Origin of the sequence: Ruegeria arenilitoris, from assembly GCF_013030985.1 — a bacterium.
In the GTDB taxonomy this organism is placed as follows: domain Bacteria; phylum Pseudomonadota; class Alphaproteobacteria; order Rhodobacterales; family Rhodobacteraceae; genus Ruegeria; species Ruegeria arenilitoris_B.
Window position 1 is genome coordinate 271,448 of record NZ_WPYP01000005.1, and the last position, 17,109, is coordinate 288,556.

Annotated in this window: 19 protein-coding genes; 14 read left to right on the forward strand and 5 right to left on the reverse strand. The window is 54.9% G+C overall.

What is annotated here, in order from left to right:
- Entirely contained in the window at window positions 1-648 is a 648-nt protein-coding gene (locus tag GOX88_RS12685; protein ID WP_170402145.1) for a class I SAM-dependent methyltransferase, read from the forward strand.
- Between the two features lie 66 nt (window positions 649-714).
- On the forward strand, window positions 715-1,188 hold the full coding sequence (locus GOX88_RS12690; RefSeq protein ID WP_170402147.1) for a GNAT family N-acetyltransferase: 474 nt from the start codon (window positions 715-717) through the stop codon (window positions 1,186-1,188).
- On the opposite strand, the gene GOX88_RS12695 is transcribed toward GOX88_RS12690, so the two are convergent.
- Window positions 1,155-2,186: an AraC family transcriptional regulator gene (locus GOX88_RS12695; RefSeq protein ID WP_217354224.1), complete on the reverse strand. Its 1,032-nt coding sequence runs from the start codon at window positions 2,184-2,186 to the stop codon at window positions 1,155-1,157. The two genes, GOX88_RS12690 and GOX88_RS12695, sit on opposite strands and share 34 nt — an antisense overlap.
- A 113-nt stretch (window positions 2,187-2,299) precedes the next feature.
- Here GOX88_RS12695 and GOX88_RS12700 point away from each other — a divergent pair, with 113 nt between their 5' ends.
- Window positions 2,300-3,127, forward strand: a complete 828-nt coding sequence (locus GOX88_RS12700) for an NmrA family NAD(P)-binding protein (RefSeq protein WP_170402153.1) — start codon at window positions 2,300-2,302, stop codon at window positions 3,125-3,127.
- A gap of 28 nt (window positions 3,128-3,155) precedes the next feature.
- Window positions 3,156-3,560, forward strand: coding sequence for a DUF4345 domain-containing protein (locus GOX88_RS12705; RefSeq protein WP_170402155.1), 405 nt, complete (start codon window positions 3,156-3,158; stop codon window positions 3,558-3,560).
- 497 nt (window positions 3,561-4,057) lie between these two features.
- Here GOX88_RS12705 and GOX88_RS12710 read toward each other — a convergent pair whose 3' ends face one another.
- Window positions 4,058-5,386 carry a tetratricopeptide repeat protein gene (locus tag GOX88_RS12710; protein WP_170402158.1) on the reverse strand — a complete coding sequence of 443 codons (1,329 nt, stop codon included), beginning with the start codon at window positions 5,384-5,386 and terminating at the stop codon, window positions 4,058-4,060.
- A gap of 78 nt (window positions 5,387-5,464) precedes the next feature.
- Here GOX88_RS12710 and GOX88_RS12715 point away from each other — a divergent pair, with 78 nt between their 5' ends.
- The 8 genes from GOX88_RS12715 (at window position 5,465) to GOX88_RS12750 (ending at window position 12,856) form a co-directional block, all read left to right on the forward strand.
- Window positions 5,465-5,719 (forward strand): hypothetical protein, encoded by a 255-nt coding sequence (locus GOX88_RS12715; protein ID WP_217354225.1) that lies wholly within the window; start codon window positions 5,465-5,467, stop codon window positions 5,717-5,719.
- Between the two features lie 9 nt (window positions 5,720-5,728).
- Entirely contained in the window at window positions 5,729-7,192 is a 1,464-nt protein-coding gene (gntH, locus tag GOX88_RS12720; protein WP_217354226.1) for a guanitoxin biosynthesis MBL fold metallo-hydrolase GntH, read from the forward strand.
- Between the two features lie 17 nt (window positions 7,193-7,209).
- Window positions 7,210-8,190, forward strand: coding sequence for a CobW family GTP-binding protein (locus tag GOX88_RS12725; RefSeq protein WP_170402164.1), 981 nt, complete (start codon window positions 7,210-7,212; stop codon window positions 8,188-8,190).
- Between the two features lie 645 nt (window positions 8,191-8,835).
- Window positions 8,836-9,450 carry a TetR/AcrR family transcriptional regulator gene (locus GOX88_RS12730; protein ID WP_170402169.1) on the forward strand — a complete coding sequence of 205 codons (615 nt, stop codon included), beginning with the start codon at window positions 8,836-8,838 and terminating at the stop codon, window positions 9,448-9,450.
- Window positions 9,447-10,601 (forward strand): efflux RND transporter periplasmic adaptor subunit, encoded by a 1,155-nt coding sequence (locus tag GOX88_RS12735; RefSeq protein WP_170402171.1) that lies wholly within the window; start codon window positions 9,447-9,449, stop codon window positions 10,599-10,601. Before GOX88_RS12730 ends, GOX88_RS12735 begins: the two co-directional genes overlap by 4 nt.
- The gene (locus tag GOX88_RS12740) at window positions 10,598-11,734 is read left to right on the forward strand and encodes an ABC transporter permease (RefSeq protein WP_170402174.1); all 1,137 of its coding nucleotides are present in this window, start codon (window positions 10,598-10,600) and stop codon (window positions 11,732-11,734) included. Before GOX88_RS12735 ends, GOX88_RS12740 begins: the two co-directional genes overlap by 4 nt.
- Before the next feature lie 4 nt (window positions 11,735-11,738).
- Window positions 11,739-12,452 carry an ABC transporter ATP-binding protein gene (locus tag GOX88_RS12745; protein WP_170402177.1) on the forward strand — a complete coding sequence of 238 codons (714 nt, stop codon included), beginning with the start codon at window positions 11,739-11,741 and terminating at the stop codon, window positions 12,450-12,452.
- A complete protein-coding gene (locus tag GOX88_RS12750) occupies window positions 12,449-12,856 on the forward strand; it encodes a hypothetical protein (protein ID WP_170402180.1) in 408 nt (135 codons plus the stop codon). Before GOX88_RS12745 ends, GOX88_RS12750 begins: the two co-directional genes overlap by 4 nt.
- A 217-nt stretch (window positions 12,857-13,073) precedes the next feature.
- Here GOX88_RS12750 and GOX88_RS12755 read toward each other — a convergent pair whose 3' ends face one another.
- Genes GOX88_RS12755 through GOX88_RS12765 form a run of 3 tightly spaced genes read right to left on the reverse strand, consistent with a single transcriptional unit; the run spans window position 13,074 to window position 14,486 of the window.
- Window positions 13,074-13,655, reverse strand: coding sequence for a helix-turn-helix transcriptional regulator (locus tag GOX88_RS12755; protein WP_170402184.1), 582 nt, complete (start codon window positions 13,653-13,655; stop codon window positions 13,074-13,076).
- Window positions 13,652-14,227 carry a cytochrome b/b6 domain-containing protein gene (locus GOX88_RS12760; protein WP_170402187.1) on the reverse strand — a complete coding sequence of 192 codons (576 nt, stop codon included), beginning with the start codon at window positions 14,225-14,227 and terminating at the stop codon, window positions 13,652-13,654. Before GOX88_RS12760 ends, GOX88_RS12755 begins: the two co-directional genes overlap by 4 nt.
- A 7-nt stretch (window positions 14,228-14,234) precedes the next feature.
- Entirely contained in the window at window positions 14,235-14,486 is a 252-nt protein-coding gene (locus GOX88_RS12765; protein WP_217354227.1) for a PepSY domain-containing protein, read from the reverse strand.
- Between the two features lie 803 nt (window positions 14,487-15,289).
- On the opposite strand from GOX88_RS12765, the gene GOX88_RS12770 reads away from it, so the two are divergent.
- Window positions 15,290-15,784, forward strand: a complete 495-nt coding sequence (locus GOX88_RS12770) for a c-type cytochrome (RefSeq protein WP_170402192.1) — start codon at window positions 15,290-15,292, stop codon at window positions 15,782-15,784.
- 306 nt (window positions 15,785-16,090) lie between these two features.
- The gene (locus GOX88_RS12775; protein WP_170402195.1) at window positions 16,091-17,017 is read left to right on the forward strand and encodes a DMT family transporter; all 927 of its coding nucleotides are present in this window, start codon (window positions 16,091-16,093) and stop codon (window positions 17,015-17,017) included.
- Window positions 17,018-17,109 lie beyond the last annotated feature (92 nt).

Consider the following 17,109-nt stretch of genomic DNA (forward strand, 5'->3'; position numbering starts at 1 on the left):
ATGGCCGCATTGTCCAAAGATGCCGCGTTCTGGAGCAAGATTTCGCGCAAATATGCGGCTGATCCTATCCGGAACATGGAAGGGTATCTGAACACGCTCGAACGTACAAAGTCCTACCTGCAAGCCGAAGACAGTGTGTTGGAAATCGGGTGTGGGACGGGGTCAACCGCGTTGCTACTGGCACCGCATGTGGCTCAAGTCACTGCCTCCGATCTCGCACCGGGGATGATCGAAATCGCCAACGAGAAACTCGCTGAAGAAGAGCTGGAGAATGTCACGTTCAAAGTGGCCGAGGTTCTGCAGCACGATCCTGACGACGGTTCTTACGACGCTGTCCTCGCGCATAATCTACTGCACCTTGTACCTGACATGGGTCATGCACTCGAACACATTGCGACCCTTACAAAACCCGGTGGGGTATTCATTTCCAAGACCGTCTGCGCTCCAGAGAGTGGAGGGTTCAAATATGGCATAATCAGCCGAATAGCGATCCCGATTATGCAGGTGCTCGGGAAAGCTCCGTTCGTAAATTTTGTATCCGTAGCTGAACTCCAGCACGCTGTTGAACGTGCGGGCTTCGATATCGTTGAGACAGCGGATCAAGCCGGGTTATTGCCGAGCCGGTACATTGTCGCGAGAAAGCTGTGAAGCAGTATTCGCGCCATAATTACTTTGCATGCAAGGGACAGCTCGGGCCATCAAATGAGTACAATGATGAAAGATGGGATTTCATTTGCACGCCTTTCGGAAATCGATCCGAATGACATTGCGGTTCATATGTCCGACCCCCGGGTAGCAGAGCATATGCCGCTTTTGACGTTCAAATGGAATGTTGAGGTCGCAAGAAAATTTATAGCCAAAAAGGAAGGCTACTGGGCGAGGGACGGTCTTGGACATTGGGCGTTTTTGTCAAGCGGTCGGTATGTTGGTTGGGGGGGCTTTCAAAAAGAAGGTGACGAGTGGGATTTTGGGTTGGTTTTGCGGCCCGACGCCTTTGGACTTGGGAAACGGATTTCCAAAATGGCAATCGACTTTGCGATCGCTGATAAACGTATCCCCTTTGTCACGTTTCTGCTGCCACCAAGTAGAAAGAATCTGGGTGCACTCCGGAAACTCGGTGCCAAACACATCGGCGAGATCGAATACGAAGATGCTCAGTTTCTCAAGTTTCGCCTGGATACGGAGTGAACTCCGTTCTTCCTGATTTTTCCCGGTGGTGCGCCAAATACCCGTTTGAAGGCTTTGTTGAACGCAGGCTCTGACAAGTATCCGATGTCAGCGGCAATCTGCGAGATTGGTTGATCGGTAGACACCAACCTTTCGCTGGCCAGGTGCATACGCCACGTTGCAAGATACTGGATTGCTGGAACGCCTACCAACCCAGTAAACCGCGCCGCGAACGCGGATCTGGACATACCAGCAACCTCCGCGAGAGCCTCGACTGTCCAAGCCGCAGCAGGCGTACGGTGAATGGCGACTATCGTGCGCCCGATCTGCGGGTCTCGCGCCGCTTTCAGCCAGCCGCGGTTTGCGTCTGGTGCGCTGTTCAGCCAACGACGAATGGCCTCGATGACAACGACATCTGCCAGGCGCGTAATCACGGTTTCGCCACCCGGTCTCAATTCCCGCGCCTCTTTTGCGATGAATTGCAAAGTTGCCTGTAGCCAGCTTCCGGCATCCTCTTCCCACGGGTCGATTTTGAGCACATCCGGAAGCAAGCCCATCAACATACCACTGGCGGCGTGATCGATCCGGACGAGGCCGTACATGATGCCCGTCTCCGCTCCACCACCACCGTATTCCAGCGTTTCATAGAGCTCGGTCACCTTGCGAATGGGCAACTCTTCCAGCGTCAAAAGCGGCGTGTCTTCCGAGCTGAAAAAACCGATGGGCGCACCGTTGGTCATCAAGACCAGGTCGCCTTTTTCGACCTCAAAGGGGTCGTCTTGTCCGACTTTCATGAAGCAACGCCCGTGCGTAATGACCGCAAAGCTCAGTATGTCGGGAAAGCCTGGTATGGACACGCCCCAAGGAGCGGACATGCGCGACTGGCAGTAGAATGTGCCGGTGAGCTTCAGAAGATGAAGGATTTCCCCCAGCGGATCGCCAATCGGCTGCGCCAGTGCATCGGGGTCGGGGACATGAGGGTTAAACTGGTTCATGTCATGAGATTGGACGAAATTCACCTGTTCGTCTATTCATATTGGACGATTGGATAAGAATGCGGGATTTTGAAGAATAGAACATCTCTTTTGATTGCCTAATTTCGGGCCATCAACTGAACTCATGGAGATGACCAATGACACAGCAATCCATTCTCGTACTTGGCGCAACAGGCAAAACCGGATCGCGGATCGCGACACGTCTGGAAGAAAAAGGGAAGACAGTCCGGCGCGGATCGCGGAACAGTGAAACGCCATTTGACTGGGAACAACCGCAGAACTGGCCCGCAATCCTGGAAGGCGTTTCGGCTGCCTATATTTCTTACTTTCCTGACATCGCTTTTCCTGGCGCGGTTGAGCAAGTCGAAGCCTTCACAGCATTGGCTCGTGAAAAGGGATTACAGCGTCTTGTGCTGCTGACCGGGCGTGGCGAGTTTCATGCGGAACGAGCGGAAGCAGTCGTACGCAATTCCGGAGTTCCGTTCACTATCGTTCGTGCAGCATGGTTTGCACAAAACTTCTCTGAAGGGGCATTGCTTGGTCCGGTCATGGCAGGTGTCTTGCCGATGCCCGCCGGCGATGTACGCGAACCGATCATCGACGTGGACGACATCGCCGATGTTGCCGTAGCTGCTTTGACAGAAGAAGGACACGACGGCGAACTGTACGAGGTCACGGGACCACGTCTCATGACGTTTGCCGACATGGCCGCAGAGCTTTCGCGCGCCATGGGCAGGACTGTGCAATACCTGCCAATTTCATTCGAAGACTTTCACGCGGAAATCGCGCACGCGAATGGCGAGATGATTGCTGATGTGATCACGGACATCGCGCGTGAAACGCTGGACGGGCGCAATGCGAACCTCGCGGACGGTGTCCAGCGTGCGCTTGGACGCGCACCACGCGACTTCGCCGACTTCGCGAATAAAGCTGCAATGTCTGGTGCGTGGACCAGAGCCGCTTGAGCCAGGCCAAAGGACATTGGAGACAATCATGAAACTTGAACTTAGACGCAGACTTATCTTGGGCATGTCCGGATTAACGGCATTCGCCATAGGTCTGGCCATCACACTGGACCCACAGTCTTTCTACGCCAACTACGGCATCGTACTCTCGCCGCAGCCAAACCTGATGAGCGAGTTGCGCGCACCTGCTACCAATCTCGCGGTTCTTGGCCTGATCATCTTGTGCGGAGCATGTTACCAAAAGTTGGTCCAGACCTCAGCCTTGCTTGGAGTCACGGTATTTTCTGCTTTTGCCCTCGGTAGGACAATTAGTTTCGTCCTCGATGGCTTGCCATCTGACAGCATTCTTGCCGCATTTGCGATAGAGGTTTTTCTTGCTTTGCTTTGCCTGTGGGTTGTCGGTGGTAATGCGAAATCTGCAGCGCCGGCCTGAGGCGGCTTTGTCCGCATTTCGCGAATTCTGGCAGCCTTTGGATTTTGCGCTCGCAGCGAACGGCAGGTTCGACGGGCCGCGCCGCAGCATGGAGACTATGGGGTGAAGGTCAGGAAAGGGCCGGCCTTGAATGCTGAGTGACAGACGCTGACGAGGATTACTGCGTCGCCACTGAGGTCGGCTTCGAGCCCATACTGCCGAATGCTGCGTTGAGATTTAATGCCTGCGAAGCACAGTAAAGTCGGGTCTGCAAATTCTCAGGTTTGGTCTTTGGCGGGTCTTTTAGGCAATCATCGTTACTGCCTTGCGTTTTCTTGATACAGCCCTTGTGTACTTGCTTGGCATTCAAAAAGCGCAACCTAGGGCTCTTTGCCAAACTGATCCCATGCCTCAATTAAATTTTTAGCAGGATCTGCGTTGCGCCTGCCGTCATTGTGTTGCAACCGAGCTTGAAGAAGTTGCCGCATATTTCGTGCGCTAATCTTTGGTGGAATGCATCAGTACCTGTCCAGTGCGTTCAGTATTCTTTCTCGCGTTTCTTTTTCGCGGTGGAAAATCCGCTCCACAAGGAACTCAGATGGAAAATCTGGCCAAGTATCGCGCAATTCATCGATAAGTTTCTGAGCTTCTTGAGAGTTACCCAATTGATCGTGAGCAACTGCTTGAAACAGGAGTGAGGGTGCGCTTACCGGTGCACCTGCGGCCGGCGCTCCTTCAAAGGCTTGGACAACGCTCTGATAGTTCCCAAGCATAAGCTGGGATACCCCCCAGATATTCCGCGCACCAAACCGGCCAGACCCTATTCGGGATCTTTCTGGATTGCTAACATCCGCTGCGAATTCAGGAGAGTTGGTCAGGATAGCGGTCATCCCGACAAGGTCGAGAACATGGCCATCCGTAGGTGCAAGCTCAGAAGATATTTTTGCATGTTTCAATGCATCGTCCGGTCGATCTGAAACAGCAAGTACCCAACCTTGTGCCGCGTTCGCCCAAGCGTCTGCCGGGGACAAATCAAGTGCTTTATCCGCCAGAATCGAAGCTTGTCTTAGAAGATCATCCTTTTGTATCGCATCCGCTGAAAGCAGCGCCAGCGTCGCCGAGACTTGAGCCGATCCGGCGTACCCGTCAGACAAGGCCGGGTCGAGCTCGGTCGCATGCTGAAACATACTCAGCGCCATTTGCTGGCGTTTGACATCAAAAACAGGAAACAACAGTCCGCGGGCTTGCTCGGCAATGTTTGCCGCTTGGAGTCTCACCAAAGACTGTTCACCGAGAGCAGTGCGCTCTGCCTGCTTTTTGGAGGGAGTTGTCGCCAGCGGCACTGCGCTTTCCTTAACCACCCACAGGCCAAAAGCAGCACAGGCTGCCAAAACACCCAAGCCAGCAAAGAGCGGCAGCCGCGATTTGCCAGCAGGCTTATTCTGGTCAGGCGTCTCTGAAGATTGCTGTTCAACCGAGGGCTCGAATGAGAATCGTGGCTTGTACCCGCCCGGATCGACAAAGATGTGGACACCTTCGCCATCACCAAAGTCTTCGTAGAACTCTCGCAACAGCCGACGTAACCGTCGCGCCTCTACGCGAACGAGGTTTTGACCGCCCGTGCCATCAATGCGTCTTTGATAGACTTCAACGGCGATTGCCTTGCCTCGGATCTGCGCACCGCGACCTGCCAGGGTTTCCTCGACCACATAGGTAAGAAACTGCTGAAGGCGGGGTGAAGATTGAAACGCCTCGCTTGTTACAATGCGCTGTAGAGCCTGTCGGACAAGTTCCGGTGACGGTTGCCCAACGGGTTGATCTACCGGCAAATCACTAGCTTTGTTCAAGGCAAACTCACCCCCAACTAACGGTGACTCACTTGGTCGTCATGGTCAACCGCACTTATCCTGATCTTGGAATGGGTAGTGGGCACCGGAAATTTTTCAGTGGTAACAGACCTGCACGATGAGATCCCTGAACTTGCAGATGCGCTGTCTGAGCGTGTTGAACCAGATGTGTTTCTGAGCGAAGCCGTCGAAGATTTCAGGAAGGTTTGCACGCTGATGGACGACACGTCGATCACAGCGTCCGAGCGCGCCGAATGGGCTCACATCAAATCTGAACTTTTGAACGAGCTGCGCCGAATGGTTCAGCGAAAACTCCGCAACACTTCTGAGTAAGGACGAGGCATGACCAAGGAAGACAATGGAAGAGACCTGGCGAACAAACAGGTCAGGGAAACCGAGCAAATTCAGGACCCGTCACGTCGGAGTGTTCTGAAAGGTCTTGCAACTGGTGCCGCTGCAACCGGAGCGGCAGGGTTCGCAGCGGGAAGCGCCGAAGCCCATGAAGGTAGCGGCCCATTGGGTGAATCGCTCAAGAACCCTTATGGTGGCCGACCCGCCGGCGGTATCTCTCTTCCAGAGTACTTCCGTCCGACAAAGTATATGACCGGCTCCAATGCCAACTATTTCCCTCTGAGCGAAGAGCTGGGCCGGGATGAGATGCGCATCTCATTCTGCGGCTCAACACCATACCCACCGCGCGAAGATCAGGCCGGCACTTGCATCATGGTCGAATTAGGTAACGGAAAACGTTTCTTCTTCGACTTCGGATCGGGTTGTGTTCGCAACATCATTGGCATGCAAGTGCCAGGTCAGTTGATTAACGACATCTTTATTTCGCACTTACATGTCGATCACTACGCAGACATCCCCTACATCTACCCGTTCCGGGCGTGGTCCGGTGGCTATACACCGCTGCGCATCCATGGCCCATCTGGCCGTACTCCCGAGCTGGGCACAAAAGGTATGGTCGATGGGATGAAGCAGATGCTGCGCTGGCATCTGGAAGCGTTCGATGTTTTCCCAATCGGTGATGGCTATGAAATTGAGGTGAACGAGTTCGATTTCCGGCAGGAGGGCGACATTGTCTATGATCAGGACGGAGTGACCGTGCGTTCGTGGCCTCGAAGCCATGCGAAAGACGGCGCAGTGGGTTATCGTCTCGACTGGAACGGACTTAGCTTTGTCTGGACCGGTGATGGCCGCCCGGATGAGCTTTCACGCAAATATGGCGAAGGCGCCGATGTATTCGTGACCGAGATGTCAGGACAGGATATCGGTCAGTTAATGACCTATAAATACGGTATCCCGCAGCAGCTGTTCAACTACACAATCGATACGCACCACACGTCGCATTACGCGGTCGGTAAACTGTTTGCGGATGCGCGTCCTCGGCTGGGCATGGTGACGCACTACACCCAGGATGAAGACATTGATGCGGAGATGCTGGCTGGTATCCGCGCGCATTATGATGGGTTGTTCCAGTGGGGGCTCGATGTGGCGGTGGTGAACGTCACCAAGGATGCAATTTGGTACCGCAAGGCTGTTCTGCCTGGAAAATCGGGCACGGTTCCACCATTCCGCGAGTTGCAGGCCGAGGTGGATGCCGGACGGCTTGAATTGCCCGACGAAGTCACATTGCCGAACCCCCGTTTGACCCGCGCCGAGCAACAGGATCAAAAATATCGCGACATGGAGATCGACCCCAAAGAGTACTATCCGGAAGACGTTTATCGTGAACCCGATGGAAACTGGCCGAAAGATTTCACGATCAAGGTCTCAGACGTCATGGGTCCCCGTGAAGACTGATCGCAGAGGATTAAACCATGATTGAATTCGGCTCGACCTCGGCGGTCCCCGTCACCATCCTTACCGGTTTCCTCGGGGCCGGTAAGACAACTCTTTTGAACCGTATATTAACGGGCAATCACGGGCTGCGTGTCGCCGTTTTGGTCAATGACTTCGGTTCCATCAACGTTGACGCCGATCTTGTGGTCGGCGTTGAGGATGACGTCATGAGCCTAGCCAACGGCTGCGTCTGCTGCTCGATCAGGGACGACTTGATCGAAACAGTGGAAGCCGTCCTCAAGAGGCCGGAGAGGCCTGAATACATCCTGCTTGAGGCAAGTGGAGTTTCTGACCCGTCGTCGATTGCGATGACCTTCACCGATCAACGGTTCCGCGACATGATCCGATTAGACAGCATCATGTGCCTTGTGGATGCCGAGCAGGTGTTCGCTGCACCGGAACAGATGGAACTGAAACTGCGCCAGATCGCTTTTTCTGACATGGTGATCCTCAACAAGGTTGATCTGGTTGACCGCGCAACTGTTCAAAAGGTGCACGACTGGCTCGGATCGAGATTCCGTCGCTACCGGCTTGTCGAAGCAGTCAATGCTGACGTACCGCTCGACATCCTTCTATCGGTGGGGCGCTTCGCCGCCGAGCAGCTGGATGCCGAACTGCCAGATCATCAAGAACATGGCCCCGGCTGTGGATGTATCGATCACGACCATGCGGCTCAGTTTTCGACCACCATGATGCAGTCCGAACGACCCGTCCCCTTGTCCGGGCTACGCGCGGCGATCAAACGCTTGCCAGGCGAAGTCTATAGGGTAAAGGGTTTTGTGCTGTCTGAAGAGGACCCGGACCATCGCGTTGTGGTGCAGGTCGTTGGCAAACGCATCGACATTGCGCGCGAGGAGAGGTGGGGGGCACGTAAACCCGAAACCCGCCTGATCGCTATCGGAGCACCTGGAGCAGTTTCAGAGCGCATGCTGGAGGACGTGTTTCTAGAGCCCGTTTGATTGGGCGTTGGCTCAATGTGGGTTGATATGATGTAAGTTCGGCGCATAGGCAACCAAAGTTGGCCTGCTGTCATAGGTGGTTCGCTATCAGCACACACTCATGCGCAGGCTGACTCGCAATTGTGCAGAATGAAGCACCATGACGGAGTACTCGAATGCAGACGTCGGGGCCGCTTCCCTGCAACGGTGCGAAAGTCTGCAAAGTTGCGCACAGTGTGAGTTAGCCGATCGCGTGATTGTGGCTTTGCGGCGAGTGTCTCTTCTGACGGGTCGCGCCGCAGCGAAAATAGCCTAAGGTGGATGGCAGGTAAGTTTGGTGTTTCCATGATTGATCCTCTGATCCGCCATGCCCTCCCAAAACGACAACCCGACGTTGATGCGAGGCTATATCACATGATGCTGTGTTGCCTCTGAGGTCGGCGGCGAGCCCAAGCTGCTTGATGCCGTATTTTTCCTGAAGCTAGACTATAGGTGCTGCGTAGTCGTAGGGCTCTTTCCGCAATATTCTGTCAATCTTCTCGCGCCTAAAGGATGCCATGCGATCACTTTCGACCCCCTATGCCGTAATCAACTGCAGATGTGCTTGACGACAAGGGTATCTCGACCTAATTAGTTAGTAACTAATCACTAACAAACAGGTGCGCAATGCCTACTCGTAAGCCTGCAGATGAACGCAAGACTGAGATCGTACAGGCAATGCTGCGTCTCGCGGACGAGTTGGGCCCGGATCGTCTGACCACGCAGTCGGTTGCTGATGCAGTAGGGTTGACGCAGCCCGCAATCTTCCGGCACTTCGCGACCAAGCAGGATTTATGGCAGGCGGTGGCTGCGGTGATTTCTGACCGCCTCAAGACTGCGTGGGCTGACGCGCTGAAGACATCCGACGATCCGACAGCCCGGATAAAAGCGTTGATCTTGGCGCAATTGCACCAGATCGAGACAATGCCGGCCATCCCGTCCATCCTATTCTCGCGTGAGTTACAGGTAGAAAACGACGATCTGCGCCAATCCGTTCTTGCGCTGATGACCGAATTGGTCGCCTTGCTGGCCATTGAATTGACCAAGGGACAGAAAGCGGGCCTGTTCGACACAGACCTACGGCCAGAAGACGGGGCGCTATTGTTGGTCTCGCTGGTGCAGGGGCTGGCGATCCGTTGGACTTTGGGGAAGCGCAGTTTCGCATTGGAATCCGAAGGACGCCGATTGCTCGACGCTCAGATGCGGCTGTTCCGAAAAGCAAGTACGGAGGTTTCGCCATGAACCGCCGTATCATTCTGGGAGTAACCCTTGTTGTCGTCCTCGCAGTCTTTGGCTGGTTTGTCCTAACAGAGCGCCCGATCAGTGTTTCCACCGCCGCCATTGAAAAGAGTGTCCCTGTGCGCGTTTATGGGTTGGGTACGGTCGAAGCACGGATCGTCTCGGATGTCGGATTTGAAGTTGGTGCCGCACTGACCGAACTTTCGGTCGACAGCGGCGATGCGATCAAAGCGGGGCAGGTCCTTGCCCGACTTCATCCTACGGAACAACAAGCAAAAGTCGCGCGCGCCAAGGCGGGGTTTGCCGCCGCAGAGGCCACCCTAGGCAAGGCCGAGGCAAACGTGATTCGCGCCCGCGCCATTCTGGCGCAGCGGCAATCGACAAATGCGCGCCAGCAGGAACTTGCCGGACGCAATGCCGTCTCGACTCAGTCTGCAGAAGAGGCGCAGCGTGATGTCGATGTTGCAGCGGCCGATCTGGCCGTCGCAGAAAGCGATGTTGAAGTAGCCAAGTCCATGCACAAGGACGCCGAGGCAGCCCTGCAATACGAACGCGTATTGCTCGATCATCATGTGTTGCGGGCACCATTTGACGCGGTCGTCGTTGAGCGCCATGTCGAAGCAGGTACCGTTGTTATCGCTGGTGAACCTATCTTTACCCTTATAGATCCGAACACTGTCTGGGCATTGGCCTATATTGATGAAGAGCGTGCCGGGCCTCTGCGACTCGGACAAACTGCCGAAGTGCGGTTGCGGTCTCTGCCGCATCAGGTCTTCACGGGTAAGATCGCGCGGATCGGTATTGAAAGCGACCGGGTGAACGAAGAGCGCCGGGTCTGGATTGCATGCAATCGGTGCCCGGAACAGGTTTTTCTTGGTGAACAGGCCGAAGTTTGGATCACGGTGACAGAGCTGGCCGATACGGTGTTGGTTCCAGAGATCGCCATAACCGGGTTTGATGGGCATGAAGGTCGTATCTGGGTCGCACAGGATGGACGCGCGCATCAGGTGCCCGCAGTCTTCGGTCACCGGACCGAGGATGCGCGGGTCGAACTGGTCAGTGGTATTGCCGACGGCGCGCAGCTCATTGTGGCACCCGTTAAAGGGTTGTCTGAGGGACGCATGGTTCGGGTTGCCGAGAGGGATGCGCCATGAACCTCGCTTACCGCGATGTGCGCCATAATCTGTTCCGCTTCGTGCTGACTTGCCTCGGCCTCAGCCTTCTGATGGCGGTCGTGCTGGCAATGATCGGTATTTACAATGGGCTGGTCGCGGACGCGCTGAACATCGTCAAAGCACCGCAGGCAGATCTTTGGATTGTTGAATCAGGTACACAGGGGCCGTTTGCAGAAGCCTCAAAAATTCCCGACGGCACCCGTGATGCCGTGGTGCGATTGCATGGTGTGGCCGAAGCGGGCAGCATCAGCTACCAGACCGTCGAGGCGCCCTTTCGCGGTGAAACGCTACGCCTCTACGTGATCGGATACGAGCCCGGTCATCCCGGTGGACCCGAAGCAATCTCGGCTGGGCGCGGGATCAGCCAGTCCCATTTCGAGATCGTGGCCGATGCCAAATCCGGATTGTCCGTAGGCGATGTGATCCGACTGGGCCGCGATCCTTTCACTGTGGTCGGGTTGGTCGAGGATACGATGAATTCCGCCGGTGATCCGGCAGCGTTCATCACCCTGCGCGATGCGCAGGTGCTGCAGACGCAACTGGCCCCGTCGGCGCAACGCGTTCAGGAGGCGCGAGGCGCAGGGTTGCTCGAAAGTCAGGACAGTGTTGCAGCTGTGATCGCAAGGCTTGCGCCGAACGCTGACCCGCATGCAGTGGCGCAGACGGTGCGGCAGTGGAAACACCTTGGGGCCCTGACACAAGCCGATCAGGAGTCTATCTTGCTGATGTCTGTGGTGGACCGTGCAAAGCGTCAGATAGGTTTGTTTCTGGGCATCCTATTGTCCGTTTCAGCCGTTGTGATCGCGCTGATTATCTACACAATGACCATGGAAAAGCTGAAGCAGATCGCCACACTCAAACTGATCGGCGCGCCCGACCGCACGATCGTCGGGCTGATCGTGCAGCAATCCATTGCACTTGGTGCGGTTGGCTGGAGTTTTGGTCTGATCCTTATCCTGCTCGTCAAGGACTACTTCCCCCGTCGGGTGGTGTTGGAGCCGATCAACGCCGCCGCGCTAGCAGGGATCATCCTCTTAGTCTGCATCGTCGCCAGCGGCCTTGGTGTGCGTGCCGCACTCAAGGTCGATCCAGCCACGGCAATCGGAGGGTGACGTCATGCTCAATGATCCGCGCCGCGTGATTGTAGATGTTGCTGATGTCTCCAAGCACTTTGGCGAGGGCGATACTCGCGTCGACGCTCTGAAGGATGTTGATCTGTCAGTCCGGGCGGGCGAAGTGGTGGCGCTACTTGGTCCGTCTGGATCGGGTAAAACGACGCTTCTGAATGCCATTGGCTGCATCATTGCTCCGAGTGCGGGCAAGGTTACGCTGGACGATGAGGTGGTTTACGACAACCAATGGCTGCGAGACGATCTGCGTAAGCTCCGGCTCGACAAGATCGGGTTTATCTTTCAGTTCCATAATCTTCTGCCATTTCTCGACGCCAAAGATAATGTTGCGCTGGTGCTGAAACTGGCTGGAAAATCGACGGCTGAGGCGCAAAGGCGCGCTATCGAACTGCTGGACTATCTGGAGGTCGGCCACCGCAAGGATGCGATGCCCGCGCTTCTGTCTGGAGGTGAGGCGCAGCGTGTAGCCATCGCACGCGCCCTTGCCAACAGCCCGCGCATTATTCTGGCAGATGAGCCAACTGCGGCGCTCGACAGCAAGCGGGCCGGGATTGTGATGGACCTGATGCGCAAGCTCGCCGCAGAACAGGATGCCTGCATCATCGCGGTCACCCATGACGAAAAGATCTATGACCGGTTTGACAAGCTGTTCCATCTTCGCGACGGCAAGCTTGATGGAGAGGGAGGGGACGTGACATGAAAAATGCAAACTCTGGCAACCGCGCCCTGAACATTGCGGCAAGCGTGGCAATAGTGTTCGGCGCATTGACCGTTTTTTCAGGCGGGCGGGCCTTGTTTGGTAGCGAGGAAGCGCGCGCCGCTGTCGGCAATGCGGTGCCCTTCGTGCTGTGGTTCAACTTTCTGGCGGGATTCGCCTATGTCGTGGCCGGCATAGGGCTGTTTCTGCGGCATCGGCCAGCAGTTTGGATTTCGACAGGCATTCTGGTTGCCACCGTTCTGGTTTTCCTGGCCTTCGGAGCTCACGTGCTGCAAGGCAACGCCTATGAGATGCGCACTGTTGGTGCGATGACCCTGCGCGCGGGTGTCTGGTTGGTCATTTCTGTGGTGGCTTGGATGCATATCTGGCGGGCGCGTCGATCCTGATAGGACAGCCTGCGAAATAGCGCTTCACCCGTAGGCAACACCAAAACCGCCTGAAGCTCTTCCTTATGACATGCCACTGGGGAATTCACCGCTTAGGACAAACGCACATCACGCGAAGGTCCAAGATGTCCGTCTGCCCGGAAAATTGGGTTTAACCCAATTTGACCTGCGGACGGCTTTGAGACTGATGTCAGTAATTGAATCCAAGACCAATCCACTATTTTGCGTGGAGTTTGTCCCCCGGTGCATTTGCTTCAAGCGGCTGATGGCTTTTCGCCACCTCACCCGTGGAAAAGTCGCCCGACATCAATTCTTCCATGAACAGACTGACGAATTGGGCCCGACCATGCGTGTCGGATTTTGAGTAGATACTGGTGGCCTGAGCACGAACGGTGCCAGGCGCTGTGTTTCTGACTTTTGCGATGGCTTCATTGTCGAGCCCTTTGAGGATCATCGTCGCGATGTCGCGCTCTGCCTGCGTCAGATTCCAGTCCTCGAAGAAACCCTCCATCACCTCGGCCATCTGCCCGCGCGCAACCCTCAGACCGGCATCCATGTCGTTCACCCGTACCAATAGCCGTCGCAATTCCACCATCAGGAACACGACGCCACCGACAAGTGCGAGTGCTGCCAGCGCTTCGAGTCCGAGATGGAGGTCTTCAAGATGTCCGCCGCCGCTCAGATCGGCAATCACGTCGCCGATGAAAAACAGCGCGCAAAGCGCTTGCAGGATGATGATACCCGCAAGCACTGTCGCGCGTCGTTCCTTTGTAATCGGCGTCATTGTGCGACGTTTCATTCCACCTCTGTTCCGTCCGGAATGCGTTTGTGCCCATTTATCATAGCGCGCACCAGATTTACACCGGAACGCCAGCTATCGAACGCCACACCGGCAACATGAAGCGCAACCGACAGCATGAGCCAGTTGAAGGCGAACTCATGTGCCTCTTCCACCCAATCGATGCCAAAGAACCGGATCGTCGTCATCATGTACCCGGTTACGCCGAGGGCTATCACTGTTAGCCAGAGGTTGTAGGCCATGAAGGCGCCCAGCGGGTTGTGCGACAGATGAACCGTGCGGTCGCCGTGCAGAACCGCCCGCATATGTCGGATCGCTCTTGCCGGGTTTGGCGGGAAAGCGGAAAAGCGCGCGTGCCTTGGACCGATGACGGCCCAGACCAGACGAAGGGCGACAAGCCCCAGAGCAGCATAACCCACCCACTCGTGCAGCTTGCTTTCTTCTTCGGTTATTGCGCCGTTCAGCAGGATAGTCAGGGCAAGCGACCAGTGGATCAGCCTTACCAGTGGATCCCATACCGCGATGTCACGGGCGTTGTCGCGCCCGCTTGCAGGATCTGTAACAATCGACATCGTCAGCTCACTTCGTCTCGAGCTTGATGATCTTGCCTGTTTCGGGGCTCACATAAACCTCGCCCATGGTTTTGTCCTTGACGAAGTAGACCTCGATCTTGCCCTCTTCCATTTCGGCCTTGCGGACCTCGTAGCCCATTTCGGTCAAGTTGGAGGTTACTTGTTCCATCGTGGTGCCAAGTACCGTGTCTGTGCTGAGGTCCTGTGCTAGAGCAGGGGTGGCCATCGCGATAAGTGTGATAAGAGCCAATTTGCGCATTTTCTTTTCCTTTTCAGATATCTCAAAGGCGGCAACGATTGTTGTCGCTAGACTTCGACTTGAGCCTTATGAAAGGGTCGCGCAATTGGCAGTCGGCTTACGTACCTTCGATTAAGCGTGCGCTTAGAGCAAGAGATCGCCGCTCAGGACGATCTTGCAACCGAGTCCAAGCAAGTCACACCGATATCCCTTCCGCTCCAATCTACGTACAGCAACACCGACCGCTGAAGAACCCCGCGCTGCATTTAGGGGCAACGCAGAATTGATACGCATTACCCAATCACCGTCATCAACGACGACGATGACGAAAAGCTTGAAATGGGGCTTAGCGCTATATCATTTGCTTGGTTTATGGCCAAACGTGCCGCGATAAACTCGGGCGTCGAAAGGAATCCATCGCTGTCTTCGTCTGAAGACGTGAGTTTACCCCCCTGTCGGCAAGGAACTGGACCTGAGACACAAGGCCGTCGCCATCTGCATCCATCTGGTAAACGATGCGTCTTTTTCGGCTTGCTTTTCAGCATAGCGCGGGCCGCGTTGTTATGGATCAGCACCGGCGCCCAACTGGATCGCCATGTACGCCTCGCGTGTGAGATGCCCGCAGAGCATCATGTCGGCGGTCACAATAATCTGTATCGACCTACTGCCGCATATGCTTTGACGAAGATCATTAAATCTCGCCCAAAGCCGCCAATCGAGTGCAGCAAAAGCCTGCTTAGAGGTTGACCCTTCTCAAGGTTGATTGCTTCGATGTCGTTTATACTGATCGCTGGTCTTCCGTCGTACAGCATGGAGCTTTGAACATGAAACAGCTTGTGAAAATTGGCTTAGCAATCAGCGTCGTTTTCTGGGCAGTTTCCCTGAACGCCCAGCAGTCTGATCCGCATCTGATTTACGAACAGAACTGCGCAGCCTGTCACGTCCCGCATGCCGGAGATTTTGTTTCCGAAAATTTGGTTGCGACTGAGAATGGCCTTGTCGGAAAAGCCTCTGGGCGCCTTGTCCTCGATTTTCTGGAGGCAGGCCACGGCAGGTTATCCGACAAGGAAATCGACGACCTGATTGACCAGTTCGAATTTATCCACGAATCTGGACGCCTGTTCCAAGAGAAGTGCATTATCTGCCATGACAATGCTGCCAAATTTGCGCGTCTCAAGTTAATTTTGCGCGACGACATACTTACAGGTCGTTACACGGATCGAAATGTCGCAGAGTTTCTGTTGCATCACGGAAGACTCGACGCAACTGAGGCTCAAAAGATGGTAGAGATTCTTACGCACCAACTTCAGGTAGAGTAGTCGAGCAGTGAATTCGCTTTCGGTGTAGGTCGGCTGACAACCCCAGGTAGGACCTTTGGCCCTATTCGCAAAAAGTTAGAATTGTCCATCGCGTGTAAATTCATCTGGCACCAGATTTTGCGTCCGCGGCGAATGTCGGTAATGCGGGCCGCGACTGCAGCATCACCTCTGGGTGGTGAATGTCTCTTATGGGCCGCCTTCGAGTTTCGAGGTCGAAGCAGTGCAAGTCTTTCTAGGACAGTGTTCACGCAAACGGCGCATCGATTGATGCTATGTTTCAAAAGCCGGTCATGCTCTGATGTAATCATGAAGTTGAATAAAACTGCGCTGGCCTATGGGGCATTGTTGCTTGCAATGCTGATCAGCGCTGGGAACTTCTTGTTCGGCAATCTGGCAGTTAGTGAAGTACACCCGGTTGCACTGACATTTTGGCGCTGCCTGATTGCAGCAATGTTTGTTTTTCCTCTTGTTATGAGAGGGCGGAGCAACCCGCTTAAGCAATTCAAAGGCAGTTGGCTCCGCTATACAATCCTTGCCTGCATTGGTGTGGTGGCGACGCCCTGGTTTGTATATTCAGCGCTCCGATCCAACGACCTTATAGATCTTGGCGCGGGGTACACCAGTGTGCCTTTGTTGACGATCTTGTTTTCTGCATTGCTGCTTAACGAACGCTTGCGTTCTGTCCAGTATTTGGGCGTAGCGGTTGCACTCATTGGAGCGCTGATTTTTGCGTTTCGTGGAAATCTAGAAAATCTAATCAATTTCAACCCGCATCTCGCCTTCTTATTGATGATAACGTCCAATGCTTGCCGCGGGCTATATTTGGTTCTTCTCAAAAAATGGGACATGCACCCTAGGCCTGACGAAGGTTTGTTTGTGATTTTCATTGTTGGAATTGTCGTATTGCTGCCGTTTGTCGTGATTCACGAAGCTGGCACGCTTCAACCGTTAGACTATTCCTGGCAGGTCTGGGGCTCGATCTTGTTCATTGGAGTTGGCATGGGTGCTATCTATCTCCATTTGCTCAATTTCGGGACAAACGAAGTTGGCGCATCGACTGCTTCCCTGTTTGCATATCTCGTACCGATACTCGTTGCGGTCGAAGCCGTTGCTCTAAAGGGTATGGACTTTCAGATTTATCAAGGCGTCGGCGGTGTGCTGATTATCGGTGGCGTTCTAATCGCAACCCGTTTGCACCGTCGACCAGTTGCTCCGGACCATCCGCCTCATTGATACATGCAATGCCAGTGGAACGGTATCTGGCATCGTTTTGCGTGTTGCGATTTGAATGAAATACTATGCCGCACTGCCCAGCCAACAAGACG